Source organism: Ekhidna sp. (genome assembly GCF_040220215.1).
GTDB lineage: Bacteria > Bacteroidota > Bacteroidia > Cytophagales > Cyclobacteriaceae > Ekhidna.
The window spans coordinates 306,717-327,707 of the sequence record NZ_JAVJTR010000011.1 but is presented as its reverse complement, the minus strand read 5'-3'; the positions used below and the strand labels follow the sequence as shown (position 1 = coordinate 327,707).

The following is a 20,991-nucleotide window of genomic DNA, read 5'->3' as shown; positions in this document are numbered from 1 at the left end:
TCATCTTAATCTAGTGAGTGCTTTTATGATCCTTCTTGCTCTTTTAGTATCTTGACAATCCGATTGTTTATAATTTCTGACAAGTTCCAATTGTAAAGTTTAGGATCGGTTGTGCTGTAGAATTCAATAATTACAGCATCCAGGTCTTCGTGATATTCTGCGAAGCTTTGATATCCAGGAACCCAACCGGCATGTTTATACTCATAAATGGAAGAATATATTTCCTGTTCACCGGGTTTAAACAATGAACCATCGTTCAATGCCCGTAGGAATATACCTACGTCTTCAGCTGTGGCCAACATGCCATGATCGTCTGTCTTCAGATCAAAAGGATGTCCAACATGATAGCCACTCATCACATCATCGATATTCACTTCACTTAATGAACTAAAAGTATTGTTCAGATTAAGTGGAGTCAGAATTTCTTCTTGAATGAATTGGAAGTTATCATATCCAAGTTCTTCATCCATGATTTTGCTAAGCAAAAGGTAATTCGTGTTGCAGTATTCATAGTCTTTGCCAGGTTCAAAGTTGGCCGGCATGTCCAGAATCAATGCAAGACTTTCTTCATAAGACTGAGTCGGAGCTGCCCAGAAATTTGGGGTGTCAGTGAAATTGGGGATGCCGCTCCGGTGCTGTACCATCAATCTCAGGGTGATTTTTTCGGCGTTTTCAATTCTTCCTACAAGCTCAGGCAAATAGTCAGGAATGGTTTTATCTAATGAAAGTCGTCCGTCACTTACCAACTTTGTGACAGCCACAGCAACATATAGTTTGCTTATGCTAGCAAGCTTGAATAGAGCTTGAGGTTTAGCTGGTATTCTCATCTCTCGATCGTGCCATCCTGAAGCAAAATACTTAGGGGGTTGACCTGCTTGATCGACATAGACAACCACTCCATCAAACCCATGTTCGATGGCTTCATCCAACTGTTCCTGAACCGTATTTGGTAGTGGAAGTATCCATGCTTTTACCAAAAGCCATGGCACGAAGTACAAAGATCCGATCGATGCGGTAATAAGTCCTATTTTAAGTATTCGTTTTGTTTGCTTATTGGGCATAGTAATAGGCTAAATTACAATTTAAACAACTTCCATGCTGGATGTTTAATTGCATTGGCAAACACCCCAAAAACCGTACTCCCACTATCGGTCATAGAGGCATAAATAGCTCCAGCTTCATACATTTCCTTTTTAATTTGGGCTATCTCAGAGTATTTAGGAAAAATAGAAGCTTCAAAGTCATTTTCAAGCGTGTCTCTCCATAGGCTAATAGGAGAAGCAGTCAAAAGTTCAGTCAGTTTGGAGCCAATAGTTTCCTTCTCAAGTTCACGGGAAATCTTGATCTTCTGTTCACCAGGCAAGTTCTTTAACAGTTCGAGTATCTGAGAGAAAGAAAGGTTCATGTTCGCTTCCATAGGTGTTATGAAAAAGTAGCACTATCTGTTATAATGGCGCAGCTGACAGTATAATGTAACGCGCACAAGCCGTGCAGATCTCAAATTCAACGTTGTTCATGACGTTCAAAAGGAAAGTCTTTGAGAATTATAAACGTAGTAGTACCTGATCTACTCTTTTTAAATACTTTTCTCAAGTCTTGCCCATATCTCCTCCAGCCAATCCTTGTGTTCCGGCTTCATCAGTGAGGAGCGAAGACAAATGAGGTACTCTGCATCAATTTCAAAATCGGGATTATTGAATTTGGCTGTAGGATACTTGTAAAGCGACAGGTACAAATGATTTTGTTCTGCTCGCTTGAATACTTCCTGTGCAGCCTTTGACATCTCACTTACTTTTTGCCCTTTCATCGCCCACACCACGATATCCGTTTCCGGCTTTACGATTGGAAAGAAATGATCACTTGTGTTCAGCTTTTCGTAGAATGAAAGGGCTGCATCTCTGGATTTCGCTAAATCAGCCGCAAACTTTCCGCCTTTGACCGGAGGCATCAATTGGTGTGTGGCCCAGAGTCCGACAGCAGAAGCTCCGGCTCTTGAACATTCCAAACTGATTTCACCTAAATGCAATTCTTCGGAAGTGAAATAGGTGTATGGAGAGTCATGAATGTAATACTGCGCCACTTCAGGATTTTTGAAAAGCACACAGCCACATCCGTATGGCTGTAATCCTTGTTTGTGAGGGTCAATGACGATACTGTCAACCTGATCCAGCAAAGCATATTTTTCACTCGTTGATGGATCCAGATTCTCCAGCAGTCTGAAATACCCTCCGTAAGCTGCATCGGCATGGATTCTGAAGTCGTACTTTTTCTGTAGGTCAACTATTTCAGGAAGCGGATCAACAGATCCCAACCCCGTGGTTCCCATGGTACAAACCACAGTACCTACATTGCCTTTTTTCAGCTTTTCTTCTAATGCATCTATGTCTATCCGTCCCTGGTGGTCAGTAGCTACTTTTTCAAACTTTAGCTTTAGTACCTCGGATATTCGCTCATGGGTGTAGTGCGCCTGATCAGAAGCCACAATGGTTTTGTCCGGATGAATGTTGCCGGCAATCCATAAAGCTTCCAGATTGGCCATGGTGCCACCTCCGGTTAGGTGTCCCAGGTGCTCGCTCCACCCAAACATCTTAGCCAAATCTTCAACAACTTCTTTTTCCATCGGAGAGCTTGCTTTGCTTCCATCCATGGCATGATTATTTGGATTGATCCACATGGCCATCATGTAAGCTGCTTTGGCAATCGGGTGAGGAGGTTTTAGCATTTGGCCTGCAAACAGCGGATGAAAATACGGGTAGTTGTCATGCATTTTTTCAGCAACTTTTAAGATCACCTCTTCCATCTTTTGGTAATCATAGGATGTATTAAAATCCGGTAAATCAAATCCCGATTCTAACTTTTCTATTGCCTTGGTGAGCAGTTGTATAGATTCTTTTTCTAGTTTCATTTCGTCAAAAGTTTGCGTCATTGCGAGCTTGCGAAGCGATCTAAAAAACAAGATTGCTCCATTCGTCCCTGCCTTTGTCGGCAGGCAGCTCATTCACAATGACGAGGTAAATTAATCCTCAATCCACTCCACTTTATTTTCAATCGGTTTCTTTTGGATAACCCGATCGGAAGGCTCACAATAGCCCATGTAAAAAAGGCCGATACACCTTTCGTTTTCTTTCATCGAAACATGCTCTCCTAAAAATTTGCAGAGGGCAGGACTGCTCCAGTATCCACCCAGATCATATTGATCAAGCGCAATCCAGATATTTTCAACTGCACACGCCACAGATGCAATTTCTTCCCATTCAGGCACGCGCTCTGCCGGATCCCGATGCAACACAATTGCCAACATAGCCCCGGCCATTGTCGGTTTGGATTTAATTTTTTCGTACTTGGCCGGAGAAAACGCTTCTTCAGGAGTGATTTCTTGATACTTTTTTGCCAAGAACTCTCCGAGTTTAGTTTTTGCTTCACCAGTGAAAACTTTGAACCTCCAGGGTTCCGTAAGTTTATGTGTAGGCGCATGATTAGCATTGAGGAGGAGCTCTTCCAGAATTTCTCTTGGTATAGGCTTATTGATATATTGCGCTGGATACACGGATCGCCGCTGGCGTATAATTTCGTTTATCTTACTCACTCTTGAATTATTTATAAATGGCGAAATCTAAAAACATCCTGATAACCGGCGCTTCAACCGGCATTGGTTATGACATGGCAAAGGTATTTGTTGCGAATGGTTATACCGTGTATGGAAGTGTAAGAAAACAGGAAGATGCGGATCGGCTGACGAACGAATTGGGTGAAAGCTTTCATTCGTTGCTGTTTGATGTCACTGATTATAATGCTATAGATAAAGCTGCAGAGCGATTGGAAAAAGAAATTGGTCATGAAGGACTTGGTGCGCTCATCAATAATGCCGGTATTGCTATAGGTGGGCCGCTCATGGATCTTGATGTCTCAGAATATAAGCATCAGTTTGATGTCAATGTATTTGGATTGATCAAAGTAACTCAGGCATTTCTGCCATTGCTAGGGGCAAAGGAAAACCATCCTTCAGAACCCGGAAGAATTATTCAAATTTCCTCTGTTGCCGGACGTCATGGGATGCCGTTTATGTCGCCTTATTCAGGATCCAAACATGCGCTAGAGGGAATCACTGAAAGTTTGAGGAAGGAGCTTATGATGTTTGGGATAGATGTGATTTTAATAGAACCAGGCCCAATTAAGACACCTATATGGCATAAAGGAGCCAACCAGGCCGAAGAAGAAAAATTTCAGAATTCTGTTTTCAATGCTCCACTGAAAAAGTTCCAAACCAAGTTTGTGGCCAATGCTGTAAAAAAAGCGTGGACTTCTGAGAGAGCAGCGAAAATTATATTTGATGCCTTCGAAAGCAAAAAGCCAAAAGTGCGATACCTCATCGTGCCTCAGAAATTCAAAAACTGGACACTCCCTCGATTGATGCCAACCCGGGTGGTAGACAAAGTCATTGCAAAAGCCATCGGATTGTTGAAATAGCATCGAAAAGAGGCTAGCTTTAATAAAAAATTAGCTCATAGCATGAAATTCGGAAGTGTCGACAATCCCGCTGAAATTGATTTTTCATTACCTGACGATCATCACGATACGGAGAAAGTATTAAAACAGGGAAGTGGTCTGAAACAGGTCTTTGTGGGTTGTGCAAAATGGAATAAGCAGGATTTAAAGAAATTCTATCCGCGTGGAACAAAGGACGAGCTCGCATATTATTCAACCCAGTTCAATTCGATCGAGCTTAATGCTACGTTTTATAACCACTTCAGTGTAGAGCAGATTGAAAAGTGGGTAGAAAAAACACCCGATAACTTCAAATTCTTTCCGAAAGTGCACCAGATGGTCAGTCATATCAAAAGACTGAACAATGTAGAAGAACCTATCGAGCGATATACAACTAACATTCGTGCATTCGGCGACAAACTGGGTATGTGTTTCCTTCAACTTCATGACAATTTCAAACCTCAAAACATGGAACGGCTGGTAACAGCTGTGGAGTATTGGCCAAAGGATATTCCGTTGGCGATCGAGCTCAGAAACACCGAATGGTTCAACGATGCTGAGGTAGCAAATGAAGTGTATGCATTATTTGAGCAGCACAACATTTCAAATATAGTAACTGATACAGCAGGCAGGAGAGACCTGCTACATATGAGGCTGACATCACCTTCTGTATTTGTGCGATATGTTGGAGCCAATCATGAAAGCGACTACTCTCGTCTGGATACCTGGATGGATCGCTTGAAGCAGTGGACTGATCTGGGGATGGAAAATCTCTACTTTTTCGTGCATCAGAATTTGGAAAAAGAATCACCTGTACTATCTGCTCATTTTATTCACAAGCTGAATAAAGAGTTTGGGCTTGATATCAACATTCCTGTTGGGCCGGATCAAGAAAGTTTGTTTTGAATAGAAAAGCCCTTATTTGAGAGCCAACTATTTTATCGTCCATCTCCACGCCTTTCTTTCCTTTTTTCTCTACGTACCTCTTGATTTTCTCTAACTTCTTTTTTGATGGCTTCTAATTCTGTTAATTGTTCATCATTCAAAATCTCTGCAACTTCTTTTTCTTGCTTCTCCATGATGGCCGCAAGAGCACGCATTTTATCACTCCTGGATTTGGACGTATCATTCCTGATTTCATCAAGTTGTGGTTTTGCATCTACTCTTAACTTTTTGAGATCTGAAATTTGAGCATCAGAAAGCTCCAATCGTTCTCTGTATTCCTCAATTTTAATTTCACGTTTTTCTCTTAATTCTTCCCGCTTGTCTTGTGCAAGAACAATAGTGCCGGCCACCAAGAGCCCAATAATCAATGCTATTTTTCTCATCTTCTAAAATTTTAATTTTCACATTAGATGATGAGAAGCGCAAAAGGTTTAATAAGTGATTAAAATTTTACTCGAACCTCAAGTGTTTGACGGACTCTCCTGAATTACTTAATTCCATCAGTGATTCGATCCCTATATCGAGATGATTCTCTACAAATTTAGCTGTAACCGATTGATCGCTTTTTGACGTTTTCACACCTTCAGGAGTCATTGGGTTGTCTGAGACAAGAAGTAGTGCACCTCGTGGAATTTTATTAGCAAACCCAACTGTGAAAAGCGTGGCTGTTTCCATATCAATTGCAGAAGCACGGATTTCTTTCAGGTAATTTTTAAAATCTGTATCATGCTCCCAGACTCTTCGGTTGGTCGTGAAAACAGACCCAGTCCAATAGTCAAATCCTTTAGCCTTAATTACGTGAGAGACGGAGCGTTGTAGTCTAAATGATGGCAGTGCTGGAATTTCCGGTGGCATGTAATCGTCTGAGGCTCCCTCACCCCGAATTGCTGCGATTGGAAGAATCAAATCACCCAATTTATTTTCACTTTTTAGCCCACCACATTTCCCAAGAAAAAGTACTGCTTTAGGCATAATTGCAGACAAAAGATCCATCACGGTAGCAGCCATGGCACTCCCCATTCCAAAATTGATTATGGTTATATCATCATGGGTGGCGGTTTGCATGGCTCGTTTGTTACCCTTGACCTTCACATTGAATTTCTCAGCAAAAAGGTCAACATAATTCTGGAAGTTGGTGAGGAGGATATATCTACCAAATTCATCAAGTTCGGTACCAGTGTATCTGGGTAGCCAATCGTCTACAATTTCATTTTTCGTTTTCATAAGATGCAAAAATACAATAAGCCCTATAAGGCTAGATTCAATTTGATCGTATATGATTAAATTACTTATGCTCACGTATCTGTTATGAAAATATTTTTTACTTGTTTCATAGGATTATTGGCTTTCAATGCCATCAGCCAGGATGATAAGCTTGTGGCTGCAGGAGTGCTGCCATATACAGTCATGGACGATACGGTTTATTTGCTGCTGGGCTATGATGAAGATAAACCCGGTTGGACCGATTTTGGGGGCAGAAGAGAGTTAGTAGGAACCTTGGATAATGACCTAAGAATGGAAACCCCCCAAGAAATTGCAATTAGGGAATTTTTTGAAGAGTGCAGAATGGTTTATGAGAAGGAAGATATAAATCTCAATTTCAGGCCGGAAGCATACATTGAAGCAGTGAATGGTATTTATCGTAGTTATGTCGTTAATATTCCTTATAAACCACGTGAGGAGATTAGACAATCATTAATTCCAGTTGATGAAAAGTTTGAGATATTTAATGAAAAAGCAGATTTCTATTGGATTTCGCTGGATGAGTTAAAGACAGTGATTCGTTCAGGAAGCAATAAACTCCCAAATTCTCCTAATCAAGGGGTTATTTACAAACACTTTTACAACACTTTAAATAAGGTCTTACAAGATGACCAGGTGGATTATTTATTTGTGAAGAAGTAGTCTAAATCTGTAATAGACGGATGACTACCTAATTTGATATCCAATCTTAAGTGAGGCGCCAAAATTCTGAGGTACATCTCTTTCCGCTTCATAATACCAGTTTCTTCTGTTTGTTCGATAAATACTTGCTTCAATGCTGAAATTTTTCACAAATCGCAGGTAGTCAAAACCTGTAAGAAAACTACCGTCATTGGGTTGATTAAATGCAGGCGTGACGCTGGATACCAAATAGTCATCATTAAATCTTATTCGATCAATATTAAAAGCAAACCTTCCTTTAGGAGTGTACAGCTGAAATTTAAAATGATTTGCATTGGAGCCAGGACCAACATAAGCGCCCATGAGTTGTCCGTTGTGAGTGTAGCCATTTTCTACCTGGCTATGAACATAATAGGTTGCATGACCAGCTGCGACGTTTGATAATTTAATTTTATTGAGCTTTGTATGCTCGAAAACGACCCTGAAAATGTTTCCATTGTTCAGGTCAAATGATTTTACAAACCCCATCGTTACTGCTCTTGTACGATCTGGTTGTTCAAAAAAATCAATAATCACACCCGGATAATCATTTTTGGCAAATTCAAGAAATGTTTCGAATCCGTACTCTTTAAACTTCCAACTCACAGTTAGTGACAACATTTGATCATAGTCATCATTTGGAAGGTCGGGATTACTGATTTGGCCCCATACAGAAGCGAATAAATCAATCGGCTTTAGGTCTCCATCAAACATGTCTCTATAAAGTACCCTATTGATCCCAAGACTTAGACCTTCCACAAAGCTGGGTTGAAATCCAAACACTGCGCCGGTAAGGTAGCGTTGATCATTGGCTTCATCTTCATCGAAATATTCAGATTCATCCATCAAGCCCCAAAATATTTTAAACTCAAACTTTCCAAATTTGGTGTCTACAGGCTTATCTGTGCCGATATCTAAATGTGGTACACCAGCGGCGTTGTTGGACATGATGATGGGGACAACCTGAGCAGGGCCCCAAATCATTGACTGTGTTGATAAGCCGAGTGATACCTTTTTGTAGTGAAGTCTAATTTCAGATTGACCAAGACTAAATTCATTTATACTTTGGTCTCCATATCTCAGAACCCAATCTATTTTCCTTTCAAAAGGGTAGGAGTATTGATTTTTTGAAAAGGGTGAAGGTGCAATGTAGAAATCCTTGTTTTGAGCGTGGTATACTACAGGTGCGAATGTAAAAGAGAGCATGCCCTTCCTACCTCTAAAACCAAAATTGAGTGAGCTATTGAACCCCTTGCCTTCCCAAACTGCTCCGTCATTATAGCTGTTTGGCACATCACTTATATACCCCAATTTCATGTAAGGATCCAAAACCTTTATGTAGTCATCACCTTTATCTGAAAGATCGAATCGTCCATCCCACAAGTCCCAACTCAATGCCGAATCCGTAGCATATGTATTTATAATAGCCGGATGATAAGTGATTGGATCCGCTAATTCAGGATTTTTTATCCTCAAAATCTCATAATATTCATTGAGGTGATAGCCGGGAAACAAAACCTGTGCATCTAGTTTAGCACCAGTCAATACAATAAGTAGGGTTGGGAAGAGTTTTTTAAAATTCATTTGAATTAGTCTTTCGTATGCAAAAGTAGGGTCTATTTTCGGATGAGATTGATGCCTTGGTAAAATGGTAGATTTTTTAATAAATGTTAATAGGAGGAACGAATATATTTAACGAAAGAATATACCCACATACTGAGAAAAATCTACTTCGATGTGTTTAAATAGCTGCTAATTATTTATCAGAAAAGTTAGTTTTGAGCCAAATCAAACCCTGACCTAATTATATGAATTCAAATAAAGCTTCCGGGCTTAAAAAAGCTCTGAAGAGGGCATTTTCAATCTACACAGGTATTGTTTTTTTTCTTGTTTTCATCACACTACTACCTCTATTTTTTCTATTTGTGATAACTGGAAAAAAAAGGCATGGGTTGATCTTAACCAGGCACTTTACTACTATCTTTTACTTCCTGATTGGGATGAAAATTGTCATAGAAAATAAACATCTCTTAGATAAAAAGAGCAATTATATCTACTGTCCAAACCACTTCTCTTTCATGGATATCACCATCATGACACAGATGCCGATAGCTGCTAAGTTTGTGGGCAAAGAGTCGCTTTCAAAGATTCCAGGATTTGGTTATTACTTTAGAAAATTTCATATCATGGTGGATCGGGATAGTTTACGAAGTAGGTACAAGGCTTTCAAAGAAAGTATTGAAGCACTACAAAAAGGATTCTCTTTGACTGTATTTCCAGAGGGAGGAATCAATGTAACTCATAGCAAAGACCTGAGTGAGTTCAAGGAAGGCCCTTTTCGAATGGCCCTAGAGACAGGCGTTCATCTGGTGCCTATTACCATAGCCGACAATTGGCGAATACTTCCTGACGATGGAAATTTTATGGTTAATTGGAGGAGAAAAAGTCGAGTGATCATTCATGAACCAATCGATCCTTCAAAGTACAGTTTAGGTACATTAAAAGAATTTCAAGCTGAAGTAAAGAGTGTAATTCAAACGGAGTTAGATAGCAGAAATGACTCTAGAGCTTGTATAAAAATCAGAAAGGCCAAAAAGGTGGGGAGTCGGAAAGAACTGAGTGTTTAAGAATATTCCAATGAATAATTTTCGCGCAAGGGTAGGGTGACTAGTTGGATTGCATAAGAAGGATTGCCCATACACACAAGGCAATCACCAACCTTCACGCCTTCGGTTTCAATACCCTCTGGCTCGGGTTCTCATCCATTTCATTCAATAAAAAAAGCTGCACTGGGCAGCTTTTAAAGTGGAGTCGGAGGGATTCGAACCCTCGTCCAGCAAAGGAAACCATAGACCTTCTACATGCTTAGTTATTCTTTTAATCTCGAATCCCAGGCTGGTGAATAACTACCTACCTGGAAAACCAGTTGCTTTATTTCATACTGACGTTGCAACAACCGTCAGTACTATTCCTTATGTTCGACACCCCAGTTCCTCGCCCTAAGGACAAAAGCGTGGTAGGATGTGACAGGGGGAACCTATGTGGCTCAACCCTAAATAAACTCTACTTTAATTTGAGATTATGCTGCCATAGCGTAGTTAGACTCGCCAATTACAATTTTGAGCGCATTTATCAAGGATGTACACTCCCCACCCTGCATGCTAGCATATGCTTTGCACTTCCTGTCGATTCCGGTCGACCCCATTAATATCAATGAACAATAATTCAAAGGTACGTTCCTTTGTGGGAGAATAAGACAATTGAATTTATGAAAAGGTTCAATCCTTTTTTAAAGAAATTTTTCCTCAGAATGGGAAGCATCATTTAACTTGCCAGCAGATGGAGAATTTTGTGGTATCGGCGCGAAAGTACAGGCCTCTCGGTTTCGAAGAGGTAGTGGGGCAGGAGCATATTACCACTACACTGAAAAATGCAATCAAATCCAATCATCTGGGTCAGGCATTGCTGTTTTGTGGTCCTCGGGGAGTGGGTAAAACCACATGTGCTCGAATTCTGGCCAAAACCATCAATGAATTTGAAAGTGAATCCGGTGACAGCACAAACAACTTCAACATCTTCGAGCTGGATGCTGCATCGAACAACTCAGTCGAGGATATTCGAAACCTGATTGATCAGGTAAGGTATCCACCACAGCAAGGAAAGTATAAAGTGTACATCATCGATGAGGTTCACATGCTTTCTACTCAGGCTTTCAACGCCTTTTTGAAGACGCTAGAAGAACCACCGGAGTATGCCATTTTCATTCTGGCAACTACGGAAAAGCATAAGGTGATTCCTACCATTCTGTCCAGATGTCAGATTTATGACTTCAATCGAATTGAAGTAGCCGATATCGTGAAGCAATTAGAGAAAATAGCTTCCAGTGAAAAAGTGGATGCTGAGAAAGAAGCACTTCACCTGATAGCCCAAAAGGCAGATGGTGCATTAAGAGATGCACTTTCGATCTTCGATTTGATCACGACCTTTTCATCTGATGGAAAGATTACGTATCAGGATACGATCAAGAATTTACACATCCTTGATTACGATTACTACTTCAAGTTGGTCGATGATCTTTTGGCTCAAAATATGTCCGGTGCACTGTTGTTGTTTGATGAGATTCTGAGAAACGGATTTGATGGGAATAACTTCTTAAATGGCTTCCAACAGCACCTCAGAAACCTACTTATTTCTAAAGATGATCAGACGATCACTTTACTGGAAGTGACCGACAACCTGAAGACTAAATATGGTGAACAGGCAGCCAACTGCAGCCCGTCATTTCTACTGTCAGCTTTAAACATCTCCAATCAGTTTGAGTTGAATTTCAAGCAAAGTAAAAATCAGCGCTTGCATGTAGAGCTTTGCCTCATGAAACTGGCCCATTTGACCAATGCGCTAACACTTAGCTCCTCTGACAATGGAGCAAAAAAAAAAGGTCTCACAGTGACGACTTAGCAGAAAAGCCGGCAGAAAAACCAACTCCACAAAAGGAAGAAAAGGAAGCTCCTATAGAGAGAGAGGAAGACATCCCACCACCTCCAACAGAGGAACAAGCTCCACACTTTAGCGAATCAGAATCTGCTACTGTTGCACCAAAACCAAAATCAAGTCCGGTAGTAAAACCTTCGGAATCCGGTAAACCAAAAGAGACGCCTAGCATCTTCGGGAAGAAGAAATCCAAAGAAGTTGCCAACGATGCTTCTCCGGTGACTGCCAAAAAGGAAACAGACTTCACGCAGGAGGATTTGGAAAGGATTTGGAAAGGGTTTGCTGATCAGAAACCGGATGCTGGAGACACAGAGCGTTTGGTGCTCAGTAAGTCAGTCAAAAAAGGAGAAAATCACAGCATAATCATTATGCTTGGTAGCCAGCTGGAGGTAAGCTTTCTGGAGAAATTCGACACGGAGCTAGTGCAGTTTTTAAGAAATGAACTTAAAAACGATCACATTGTCATTCGTACAGAGATAGCAGAGATCAAAGACGAGAAAAAGCTTTACACAAGCACAGACATTTTTGATTACATGGTGAAGCAGAATCCTGATTTGAAAGATCTTAAAGATCGGTTAGGACTGGATTTTGATTACTGATTATAAACCTTCAATTCCTGACCTACATTCAGGTCGAATCCATTGAGACTATTCAAGTCCACAACCTCATCTACAGTCATGCCATACTTCCGGGAAATAGCATAAACAGTCTCGCCCGGTTGAACTGTGTGATTAATAATGTTTTTACCTTCAGATGATTCTTCAATCGGTGCTTTTACCTGGATGTTTTGACCGATGCTAATCGCATCAGGGTTAGGCAATTCGTTCCATCGAAGCAGATCATCCATTGTCACTTCATACAATCTGGAAATACTCCAAAGCGTCTCACCAGCCGCTATGGTGTGGATTTTTACCTTATTCAATCGTTCTTCCTTCGTGTCGACAACCGGGACTATGATGTCTGGCACCTCTTCCTCAATAACTTCCTCCTCAGCAGGTTCTGCGCTCACGTCATTGATCATTACAGTATCATTAATATTATTCGTTGAGGCTGTTGCTTTAGCAACTGGTTTGGTAATGACGGGCTTGCTCAATTCATGATAGGCTATCGGTTCGCTGGAAGGCCTGTTTTTGTCCATCCAAAGCACCCGTCCTGGCTTCAGTTCATCTATGATACTCATCCGGTTTCGCTTGGCGAGCTTGGAAAGCCGAATGCCGTATTGCTGAGAAATTTCCCACAACGACTCATCAGATTTAGCAACATGAAATCCGATTTTCGCCTTTCCTTTCTTCTTTTTGATGTAGTAAAATTCGTTCGGAATGATCTTATCTGACTCATCCATGTCATTATACTTCCTGAACCGCTTTTCAGAAATTCCAGCCCTGGCTGACACGCTATGAACGTCATCACTTTCCCTGGCTAATATTGATGGGATTCCATTTAGAGGAATAATGGTTGACTTATTCGCTTCTGTGATACCAGGCTTAAGCTCGGATGGATACACCTTTTTTTGAGGTGTTGAGATTTTATTTCTTTTAGTATCGTTTTGCGCAATAGCTCTTTTTGGCGGAGTGCCCTGGCGGGGAATGAGCACACTATAGGTTTTATCTTTTGGGACATCTCCTCGCTTCAGCCATTTATTATATTTCTCAAGTTCTGCCAGATCAACTTTTTCTTCCCTTGCAATTTGGTTTAAGCTTTTCCCACCTGCGTTCGTCAGTTCATCCAGCCAGATACCTTCAGAATGTGGTCTACCGACAGCCGGGGTAAAGGCAACAACATGCGCAATGAATTTCTTTACATACCAATGTGTCTGGTTATTGATGGTCATTCGTTTGGCGCCAAGATTTGAGTTATCTACATACTTCTGCGCCCCGCCTCGCCCCGTATTGTAGGCCATCACCGAATACACCCAGTTTTTCAGGAAGTAGTTGTGACTATTCAGATACTTGGCTGATCCTCTTGATGCAGAAACGATATTCAAACGCTCATCCACATTTCGATCTACAGTTAGCCCCACTTCTCGAGCGGTAAAATCTTTGAATTGCCAGAACCCAACAGCATTGGCTGACGACACAGCATCAGAAATCAGCGCACTTTCCTGTATAGCTAGGAATTTAATTTCATCAGGAATGTTTGCATCTCCATGCTCTCGTTCGATGATCGGGAAGTAAAGATTCATGCGATCTACCAGGATGTTGAAGTAGGTCTGGCTTTGCGTGAGTCGATCTACATCTTTTTGAATCTGTCTTCTGGTGGATTCATTGATCGATAATCTTAAATCCCCTAACATCATCTCGCTCGGAACGGTCTGGGCTAACACACCAGTTGTAGTGAGTAAAAACAAGAGGAGACTTGTAACTTGTATCTTAAAGCTTGTAGCTAATCGCATCATAATTTTCTCAATATCATCAACCCATCACGAATAGGGAATAAAACGTTTTGTACCCGAGAGTCAGTATGCATCTTTTGATTGAACGCGCGAATGGCCTCCGTGTCCTTATCGCTCTTCGATTTATCAAATACCTTACCACTCCAAAGCACATTATCAGCAATGATAAAACCTCCCTTGTTGACGTTATTTATTACCAGATCAAAGTAATTGGAGTAGTTTTCTTTATCCGCATCAATAAATACAAGATCCCATTTTTCCTTCAGTGCGGGAATTATATCCAAGGCATTTCCAACGTGAAGATCGATTTGACCTGACCTTTCGGATTGATCAAAGTAGCCTTTGGTACGCATGGCCAACTCTTCATTATTGTCAATGGTGATTAGCTTTCCTTCCGCTTGCATTCCTTCGGCCATGCATAAAGCAGCGTATCCGGTATAAGTACCTATCTCGAGAATGTTTTTTGGGCGAATCATGTGGGAAAGCATCGATAATACTCGTCCCTGGAGATGTCCGGAGAGCATGCGGGGTTTTAAAACATGGAGGTGAGTTTCCCTGTTGATCTGCTGAAGCAAATCAGATTCAGGCTCGGAGTGATCTTCTACATATTTTTGAAGATCTTCAGACAGAAATTCCATGAACGTAAAGATAAGGAATTACTTTTTTGAAAGACTATTTTTCAGCTTCTGCAAAAAGCTCAAATCCTCGTGATCCCTGGCTTTAGATCGTTCTTTTAATGCAGCTTGTTTAAGTATTATTAAATCATCTAAATCAACCACATTTATATCAATACCATCAACTTCCCGAATCATTTTACGGTTAAACGCATACGCAAAATCAAAACTTCCAACCGTTTTTAATATTTCAATTCTTAAGGGAGGATCGCCAATTCCAACCATTCTTGGAACAAGAAACATCTCTTTTTCTAATTCTTTTCTTGCAATTCCATAATCTACACATGCATCAATCATTCGTTTTGCATTTTGATCGGTTGCATGGATGAAAATGTCCAGATCATTTGTCCCTCTAATGTGCCCATATGCACCCATTGCGTAACCACCTATGAGTAAATACTCAACTTTGTGATTGTTAAGGGAATTAATAAAGTCTTTATAATGAGATGGGAACTGGTTGTTAGTGCTCATCTTCTTCGGAAAAGTAAATTTTTCGAGAGTTTGGGGGATTCATTATATCCACACCTGCCATCGCACATAGGGCAGCAATAGATTTGAAATATTGCTTCAAATTATCACCTAATGGACGTTTTAGTGCTTCTTCTACTTCTATTTCAATCAGATCTTCATCAGATTCAATATATGCTATTGAACGAGTTTTCATACAAGTAAAGATAATTACTATTCCGGCAGATATGCCAATGAACTCATCTGATCTATTGGGAAATATCGCTGAGATAGAGCTTGAATATCCTCAGCAGTAATGGCGTCAATCTTTTTAAACACACTGTCGATATCTGGCACTTTGTTCAAATCCAGTTGACTTTTGGCCATCATCAGCATGGTGGCATTCTTATTTTCTTCAGATAAAGCCATCTGGCCTTTGATCTGATTTTTTGCTTTATGAAGCTGCATGTTCCCCAAAGGTTTTGACTTCAGGAGTTCGATTTCTTTCAGGATAATGCGTTGACTTTTCTTTAAGTTTTTCGGGTCGGTAGCAAAGAAGATGCTGAATTGGCCGATCTCCAGATAAGGTGCATAGCTGGCGTCCACTCCATAAACCAGCCCGTGTTTTTCTCTAAGTGAGAGATTAAGTCTGGAACTCATACTAGGACCACCAAGCAGATTCACCACAAAAAAGAAGGGGATTCTGTTTTCGTCTTTGATGCTCAATGAAGGCATTCCCATGGCGATGTGCGCCTGTGAAATAGATTTTTTGACTTCCTTTCGGGTAGGTTGATATCCTGAAAACCAGTTTCTTTCCGGCGTATGATTTTTATGTGGAATCTGTTCCAGATACTTGGTTGCCAAACGCTGAATTTTCTTCGCAGAATAATTTCCAACGCTGGAGAGAATAATTTTTTCTGTATTCAGATTTCGATCTAAAAAACTTCGAAAGTCACCTTGTTTGAAGGAATTAACAGTTTGTTCAGTACCAAGGATATTTCTTCCTAGCGCATGATTTGGAAATAGCTGCTCATCAAAATCGTCCTGAATCGAATCTTCCGGAGTGTCCCGATACATGCTCATCTCCTCCAGAATAACCTGTCGTTCTTTTTCGATCTGCTTTTCAGGGAAGGTGGAATTAAACGTGATGTCGCAAAGCAACTCGACTGCTTTATCTAGGTGAATGTCTAGCAGGGAGGCGTAGAAACAGATTTTCTCTTTCGTGGTGTATGCATTTAATTCACCACCTAATGATTCCAGTCGATTGATAATATGGTATGAGCTGCGCTTGTTGGTGCCTTTGAACACCATATGTTCCAGGAAGTGTGCTAATCCCTGCTCTTCAAGGCTTTCATCCCGACTGCCAATGTCCAGCATAATGCCCACATGGGCGATTTTGGTGTGGTTGACTTCCTTATGGATTATCCGAATTCCATTCGATAACTCTATCAGCTCGTATTCCTTCTTGCTCATTGGAGCGCAAAGTTAGGACTAAGTACACTAACCACCCCAACCCCTCCTTTAAAAGGAGGGGAGTTACATGCTTTGTTATATTTTTAAGAATGTGATCCACAATAGGAAATACTTAAAGCAGACGAGGAAGGATTTAAGAAATAACCTAACTCCGACCGAGGCTACTCTTTGGAAAGCATTACAGCGAAAACAATTAAAGGGTAGGAAATTCAGAAGGCAGCATAGTATTGGCAACTTCATAGTTGATTTCTATTGCCCATCAGAGAAATTAATTATAGAACTTGATGGTGCTCACCATTTCACAAGTGCTGGGTATGAAAATGATCTTGAGCGAGATAAAACCCTTACGGAAATGGGTTTTAAGATTTTGAGATTTGAGAATCAAGATGTCTTTGATTCTCTTGAAAGAGTACTCGATACTATTAGCTCCAACTTCAGCTTCCCTCCTTCAAAAGGAGGGATACAGGGAGGTTGTTAAATACTTTTCAACTTATTCTGTAAATACACCTTCTCCCGTTCATTCTTCGTCAAGTCAATAGCTCGTGCCAGCGCTTTTTTTGCTTCAAGTATCTCACCCATATTTTGCAGAATCTGGCTTTTGATTGCGTAGAATAGGTAATACTCATCAAAGAAATTGGTTTCTTCTAATTCTTCAATTTCGGAATAAGCAAGCATGGGGCCGTGCACTTTTTCCATGGGAATGATACGGTTTAGGCGAACGATCGGAGTTGGCGTTAGCTGGAGTTGTAGGTCATACAGCCTAAGAATTTCATTCCAATTCGTGTCCTCAAAAGTGGGAGCCTGACAGTGAACAGCACTAATGGCAGCCTGAAGGATGTATTCATTTACTTCAGGGCTATCAGATGCGTGCTCCAGATGAATGAGTCCCTGAGAAATTAGGTTTTGATCCCATTTGGATCTGTCCTGATCTTCAAGGGTGATAATATCTCCATGCTCATCTACACGAGCGTCAAAACGGGAAGCATGGAAATGCATCAATGCCATAAGAGAGTTGGTTGTTGGAGTATTGCAAATTTCACTTTCCAGTAAAACCCGATTCAGACGAATGGCATCATCACACAATTCCTTTCGAATGAGTTGATCACCTTCAGCAGATTTATAACCTTCGTTAAAAAGCAGGTAGATAATTTTAAGAACCATCTCCAATCGCTTCTCAATTTCATGTGCCGGGGGCAAGTGGAGCTTTATTTCATCCTGTTTGAATTTCTTTTTTGCTCGTGTGTATGCTTTAGCTACTGTTTCCTCCTTTTTGAGCAGGGAGCTTGATATCTCACGAATGGATAGACCACCTAGAATTTTGAGGGTAAGAATGATTTGATATTCCTGGCTGAGTGAAGGGTGACAACACGCAAACATCATTCGTACCATGTCGTCATTGATGGACTCAAAGGATAGATTTTCTTTCATTTCTACTGCACTTTCCGGTACTTCCTGATGACTTGTTTTCTGATCCCTTCTCAGGACATCAATCATTTTATTTCGGGCAACCCGAAGAATCCAGCCAGTGGGATTGTCAGGTATTTGTGAATATGGCCAGGTTTGCATCGCTTTGATTAGGGCTTCCTGGACACTGTCCTCCGCCAGTTCCAGATTAGACGCACCGAATTTGCTGGTAAGGTGTGATACTGCCTTACCATATTCCGTTCTGAAGAAGTGGTCGACGAGCTGAGAGGTTTTCATTGCGTAAGAAAAGTAATGGGTGTCATCTTGAGTCTGTCGAAAGATAAACACCCTTCGACAAGATGTTGAGTTGTAATATTTAATCTTACGTCACTTCGAACAAAGTGAGAAGTCCCCGTGAAGGAGATTTCTCACCTTGCCTGCCTGCTAGCCGGGCAGGCTCGAAATGACGCTTTAATTACATCCCCATATCTGTAATGATCTCCCTCACCTCAGTAGTGCCACCAAATTCGAAGATGGGGCAGTCCTTGGATAGTTCTACCGCATGATCCAAATCCTTAGCATCCAGGTGCACATAGCCGCCAACGATTTCTTTTCCCTCTGTGAATGGTCCGTCGGTAACTACCTTGCCTCCGGAACCCACCACCTTACCTTCTTGCTGAAGTGGGTAACCTTCTGCTTTTACTTTAGCCATCCATTCGCCCCATCGCTGCATGTGGGCTTGCATCTGCTCAGGTGATTGATCAGCATAGCCTTCATCACCTCCTCGGAATACGTACAAATACTTTTTCATAGTGTCATTGAGTTTTAGTTAAGATAAATATTTCTCTTAAGACGAGTTGACGAATTTGAAATGGACAATGAACAATTGGAAAATCCAAATTCTAATTTTAGAGATTAGAAGAGATAACTTTACACCATGAACCTATCAGAAATCTTCGATATTGATCCGGAAATCTTGAATTACATCGTGATTCCGATCCTTATTTTTGTGGCTCGAGTGTGTGATGTGTCCATCAATACACTTCGAATCATTTTCATGCTTCAGAGCCGGAAATATGTAGCTACCATTATGGGTTTCTTCGAAGCTTCCATCTGGTTGCTTGCCATTAGTCAGATTTTTCAGAATCTGGGAAGCTGGCAAACTTTTCTGGCGTATGCCTTGGGGTATGCATCCGGGATTTTTGTAGGAATGATGATCGAAGAGCGACTGGCCATTGGTAATGTGGTTGTGAGGGTGATAACAGGAAAACCGGCCGACGAGCTCATTACTTTCTTTAAGGAACAGAACATGCGCTTTACCAATCTGGAGGCCACCTCCGGGGATGGGCCAGTGAATGTATTGTTTACCGTTATTAAGCGGGAGCGTTTACCGAACACCGTTGGGGCAATTAGAAAATACAATCCACAGGCACTCTATACGGTTGAAGGGGTAAAGAAAGTGAGTGATGGCGAAGTGATGGATGATAAAGGGTTTTCCAGGAGGATCTTTAAGAGGATGGGGTAAGAAATTATTCTTTCCAAACGATCTCCAAACTACCCCCCTCCCAAATTACAGTTGAGGATGTGGCATCTTCTCTTCGCTTGATTTTGATCCTGCTTTCACTCGTTCTGATCGTTTCTTTTTTCAGCACCTTCCAGCCGACTTTATGGTATACTGTTATGTAGATGGAAGGCTTATCCAGCTCAATGATTAGATTTTTCTTGGCTTTTCGTTCAACATCCTCCCAAAGCATCTCATTTCCTTCCAGTATTAACATGGCCGTCTCTCCATTCGGCACTCCTTGCCCTATATAATTATTTGGATAGATTAGATTCCCTGAGTTAATGATTGCACTCCTGAGTTGATCAGCAGTAGCGGTAGAATCCTTTTCTAGCAAACAAGCCGCCAACCCGGTAATAACCGGTGCAGAAAAGGAAGTGCCCAACGATGAGTAACACGAAATCTCAGGCTTTACATAATCCAGCCACTCTGGTCCTTTGGAACTGTATTTCATTTCATCCCAGACCTTGAATTTAGTAGCACCGACTGTTAAGGCACTTTCAGCATCACCGGGAGATCCCACAATCTGCCATCTGTGATTGCCATCGTTTCCGGCAGCAACGACAATTAGTATTCCATATTCTTTAGAAATTCGATCAACTGCCCGTGTCAAGATGGTACTTTTTCCATCCATTTGCGTGGGCTGATAGTTTTCGCGTTTGTCACTAAAACCAAAGTTGTAGCCCAAGGAAATGTTTATGATCTGAACTCCCTCCTCAGCCATCCACTCCATTGCTTCAATTGCAAATTCTTCTTCCTGCCTTCGCTCATAGCCTCCATGATCTGTCCGGGCGAGGTAAAAGGTAGCTCCGGTGGCCAGTCCATATTGTACGTCCTTTGATTCATTATACCCGGCAATCAACTCCCACACCTCTGTGCCATGACTATCATCAAATCCGGCACTACCAGAGTAGGGTTTGGCTTCCGGATTCAGATAGTCTTTATACCCTGCTATTTGACCATTTTCAAAAAGTGATTTCAATGATTCGCTTTTATCAGCTTTCAGGAAGCCCCCATCAATGATGCCTATTTTCACTCCCTTACCGGTAAGTCTGGCATCAATGACCGCCTGCCCATTTATTTGCTCCAATGCAAAGCCTAATTGCTGTCCGAATAGTGGAGCAGAGAGAAAAAGAAATGCTAATTTTAGCCATCTCATACACGAGTGATTTTTGTAAATCATAACTAAGATAACG

At 41.2% G+C, this 20,991-nt stretch carries 24 protein-coding genes and 1 other RNA gene; 8 read left to right on the top strand and 17 right to left on the bottom strand.

Translation table 11 applies throughout. The features are described 5' to 3' along the window. Window positions 1-23 precede the first annotated feature (23 nt). From RIC88_RS05825 to RIC88_RS05810, 4 genes are all read right to left on the bottom strand, one after another. On the bottom strand, window positions 24-1,061 hold the full coding sequence (locus tag RIC88_RS05825; protein WP_350216571.1) for a serine hydrolase domain-containing protein: 1,038 nt from the start codon (window positions 1,059-1,061) through the stop codon (window positions 24-26). 14 nt (window positions 1,062-1,075) lie between these two features. Further along, on the bottom strand, window positions 1,076-1,417 hold the full coding sequence (locus tag RIC88_RS05820) for a 4-(cytidine 5'-diphospho)-2-C-methyl-D-erythritol kinase (RefSeq protein ID WP_350216570.1): 342 nt from the start codon (window positions 1,415-1,417) through the stop codon (window positions 1,076-1,078). A gap of 159 nt (window positions 1,418-1,576) precedes the next feature. Then, on the bottom strand, window positions 1,577-2,905 hold the full coding sequence (locus RIC88_RS05815; RefSeq protein ID WP_350216569.1) for a pyridoxal phosphate-dependent decarboxylase family protein: 1,329 nt from the start codon (window positions 2,903-2,905) through the stop codon (window positions 1,577-1,579). 111 nt (window positions 2,906-3,016) lie between these two features. Beyond that, window positions 3,017-3,586, bottom strand: a complete 570-nt coding sequence (locus RIC88_RS05810) for a nitroreductase family protein (RefSeq protein ID WP_350216568.1) — start codon at window positions 3,584-3,586, stop codon at window positions 3,017-3,019. Window positions 3,587-3,603: 17 nt separating this feature from the next. Between RIC88_RS05810 and RIC88_RS05805 the strand changes: the two genes are divergently transcribed. Both RIC88_RS05805 and RIC88_RS05800 read left to right on the top strand, forming a co-directional pair. Next, window positions 3,604-4,467, top strand: coding sequence for an SDR family oxidoreductase (locus RIC88_RS05805; RefSeq protein ID WP_350216567.1), 864 nt, complete (start codon window positions 3,604-3,606; stop codon window positions 4,465-4,467). A gap of 42 nt (window positions 4,468-4,509) precedes the next feature. Continuing rightward, window positions 4,510-5,391, top strand: a complete 882-nt coding sequence (locus RIC88_RS05800; RefSeq protein WP_350216566.1) for a DUF72 domain-containing protein — start codon at window positions 4,510-4,512, stop codon at window positions 5,389-5,391. Window positions 5,392-5,423: 32 nt separating this feature from the next. Here the strand turns inward: RIC88_RS05800 and RIC88_RS05795 are convergent, their stop codons facing one another. Further along, window positions 5,424-5,813, bottom strand: a complete 390-nt coding sequence (locus RIC88_RS05795) for a hypothetical protein (protein ID WP_350216565.1) — start codon at window positions 5,811-5,813, stop codon at window positions 5,424-5,426. Window positions 5,814-5,880: 67 nt separating this feature from the next. Next, a complete protein-coding gene (locus RIC88_RS05790) occupies window positions 5,881-6,654 on the bottom strand; it encodes an AMP nucleosidase (protein ID WP_350216564.1) in 774 nt (257 codons plus the stop codon). An 84-nt stretch (window positions 6,655-6,738) separates the two neighbouring features. Between RIC88_RS05790 and RIC88_RS05785 the strand changes: the two genes are divergently transcribed. Continuing rightward, complete coding sequence (locus tag RIC88_RS05785; RefSeq protein ID WP_350216563.1) at window positions 6,739-7,335, top strand: hypothetical protein; 597 nt, start codon at window positions 6,739-6,741, stop codon at window positions 7,333-7,335. Window positions 7,336-7,359: 24 nt separating this feature from the next. On the opposite strand, the gene RIC88_RS05780 is transcribed toward RIC88_RS05785, so the two are convergent. Further along, on the bottom strand, window positions 7,360-8,937 hold the full coding sequence (locus RIC88_RS05780; RefSeq protein ID WP_350216562.1) for a capsule assembly Wzi family protein: 1,578 nt from the start codon (window positions 8,935-8,937) through the stop codon (window positions 7,360-7,362). 224 nt (window positions 8,938-9,161) lie between these two features. Here RIC88_RS05780 and RIC88_RS05775 point away from each other — a divergent pair, with 224 nt between their 5' ends. Beyond that, window positions 9,162-9,980 (top strand): lysophospholipid acyltransferase family protein, encoded by an 819-nt coding sequence (locus tag RIC88_RS05775; protein ID WP_350216561.1) that lies wholly within the window; start codon window positions 9,162-9,164, stop codon window positions 9,978-9,980. A gap of 176 nt (window positions 9,981-10,156) precedes the next feature. Here RIC88_RS05775 and ssrA read toward each other — a convergent pair. Next, window positions 10,157-10,556, bottom strand: a transfer-messenger RNA (tmRNA) gene (gene ssrA / locus RIC88_RS05770). A 136-nt stretch (window positions 10,557-10,692) separates the two neighbouring features. Here ssrA and dnaX point away from each other — a divergent pair. Beyond that, on the top strand, window positions 10,693-11,811 hold the full coding sequence (dnaX, locus tag RIC88_RS05765; RefSeq protein ID WP_350216560.1) for a DNA polymerase III subunit gamma/tau: 1,119 nt from the start codon (window positions 10,693-10,695) through the stop codon (window positions 11,809-11,811). On the opposite strand, the gene RIC88_RS05760 is transcribed toward dnaX, so the two are convergent. Next, window positions 11,795-12,091, bottom strand: a complete 297-nt coding sequence (locus RIC88_RS05760) for a hypothetical protein (protein WP_350216558.1) — start codon at window positions 12,089-12,091, stop codon at window positions 11,795-11,797. The two genes, dnaX and RIC88_RS05760, sit on opposite strands and share 17 nt — an antisense overlap. 10 nt (window positions 12,092-12,101) lie before the next feature. Here RIC88_RS05760 and RIC88_RS05755 point away from each other — a divergent pair, with 10 nt between their 5' ends. Then, window positions 12,102-12,443, top strand: a complete 342-nt coding sequence (locus RIC88_RS05755) for a DUF8493 domain-containing protein (RefSeq protein WP_350216557.1) — start codon at window positions 12,102-12,104, stop codon at window positions 12,441-12,443. Here the strand turns inward: RIC88_RS05755 and RIC88_RS05750 are convergent. From RIC88_RS05750 to RIC88_RS05730, 5 genes are read right to left on the bottom strand one after another with little or no spacing between them, the layout of a single operon-like run. Beyond that, window positions 12,437-14,239, bottom strand: a complete 1,803-nt coding sequence (locus RIC88_RS05750) for a LysM peptidoglycan-binding domain-containing protein (RefSeq protein WP_350216556.1) — start codon at window positions 14,237-14,239, stop codon at window positions 12,437-12,439. The genes RIC88_RS05755 and RIC88_RS05750 overlap by 7 nt on opposite strands. Then, the gene (locus tag RIC88_RS05745) at window positions 14,236-14,874 is read right to left on the bottom strand and encodes an O-methyltransferase (RefSeq protein ID WP_350216554.1); all 639 of its coding nucleotides are present in this window, start codon (window positions 14,872-14,874) and stop codon (window positions 14,236-14,238) included. The genes RIC88_RS05750 and RIC88_RS05745 overlap by 4 nt, the downstream gene beginning before the upstream one ends. A gap of 18 nt (window positions 14,875-14,892) precedes the next feature. Further along, the gene (locus RIC88_RS05740; RefSeq protein WP_350216553.1) at window positions 14,893-15,381 is read right to left on the bottom strand and encodes a nucleotidyltransferase; all 489 of its coding nucleotides are present in this window, start codon (window positions 15,379-15,381) and stop codon (window positions 14,893-14,895) included. Beyond that, the gene (locus tag RIC88_RS05735) at window positions 15,371-15,574 is read right to left on the bottom strand and encodes a hypothetical protein (protein ID WP_350216552.1); all 204 of its coding nucleotides are present in this window, start codon (window positions 15,572-15,574) and stop codon (window positions 15,371-15,373) included. Before RIC88_RS05735 ends, RIC88_RS05740 begins: the two co-directional genes overlap by 11 nt. Window positions 15,575-15,591: 17 nt before the next feature. Then, entirely contained in the window at window positions 15,592-16,830 is a 1,239-nt protein-coding gene (locus RIC88_RS05730) for a M16 family metallopeptidase (protein WP_350216551.1), read from the bottom strand. Between the two features lie 67 nt (window positions 16,831-16,897). Between RIC88_RS05730 and RIC88_RS05725 the strand changes: the two genes are divergently transcribed. Then, window positions 16,898-17,308: an endonuclease domain-containing protein gene (locus tag RIC88_RS05725; RefSeq protein WP_350216550.1), complete on the top strand. Its 411-nt coding sequence runs from the start codon at window positions 16,898-16,900 to the stop codon at window positions 17,306-17,308. Here the strand turns inward: RIC88_RS05725 and RIC88_RS05720 are convergent. Together RIC88_RS05720 and RIC88_RS05715 are read right to left on the bottom strand one after the other, a co-directional pair. Further along, a complete protein-coding gene (locus tag RIC88_RS05720) occupies window positions 17,305-18,531 on the bottom strand; it encodes an RNA polymerase sigma factor (RefSeq protein WP_350216549.1) in 1,227 nt (408 codons plus the stop codon). The two genes, RIC88_RS05725 and RIC88_RS05720, sit on opposite strands and share 4 nt — an antisense overlap. Window positions 18,532-18,709: 178 nt before the next feature. Further along, a complete protein-coding gene (locus RIC88_RS05715) occupies window positions 18,710-19,045 on the bottom strand; it encodes a YciI family protein (protein ID WP_350216548.1) in 336 nt (111 codons plus the stop codon). A gap of 126 nt (window positions 19,046-19,171) precedes the next feature. On the opposite strand from RIC88_RS05715, the gene RIC88_RS05710 reads away from it, so the two are divergent. After that, on the top strand, window positions 19,172-19,759 hold the full coding sequence (locus tag RIC88_RS05710) for a DUF2179 domain-containing protein (protein ID WP_350216547.1): 588 nt from the start codon (window positions 19,172-19,174) through the stop codon (window positions 19,757-19,759). Between the two features lie 4 nt (window positions 19,760-19,763). Here the strand turns inward: RIC88_RS05710 and RIC88_RS05705 are convergent, their stop codons facing one another. Then, window positions 19,764-20,954, bottom strand: a complete 1,191-nt coding sequence (locus RIC88_RS05705) for a S8 family serine peptidase (protein ID WP_350216546.1) — start codon at window positions 20,952-20,954, stop codon at window positions 19,764-19,766. Window positions 20,955-20,991: the final 37 nt, after the last annotated feature.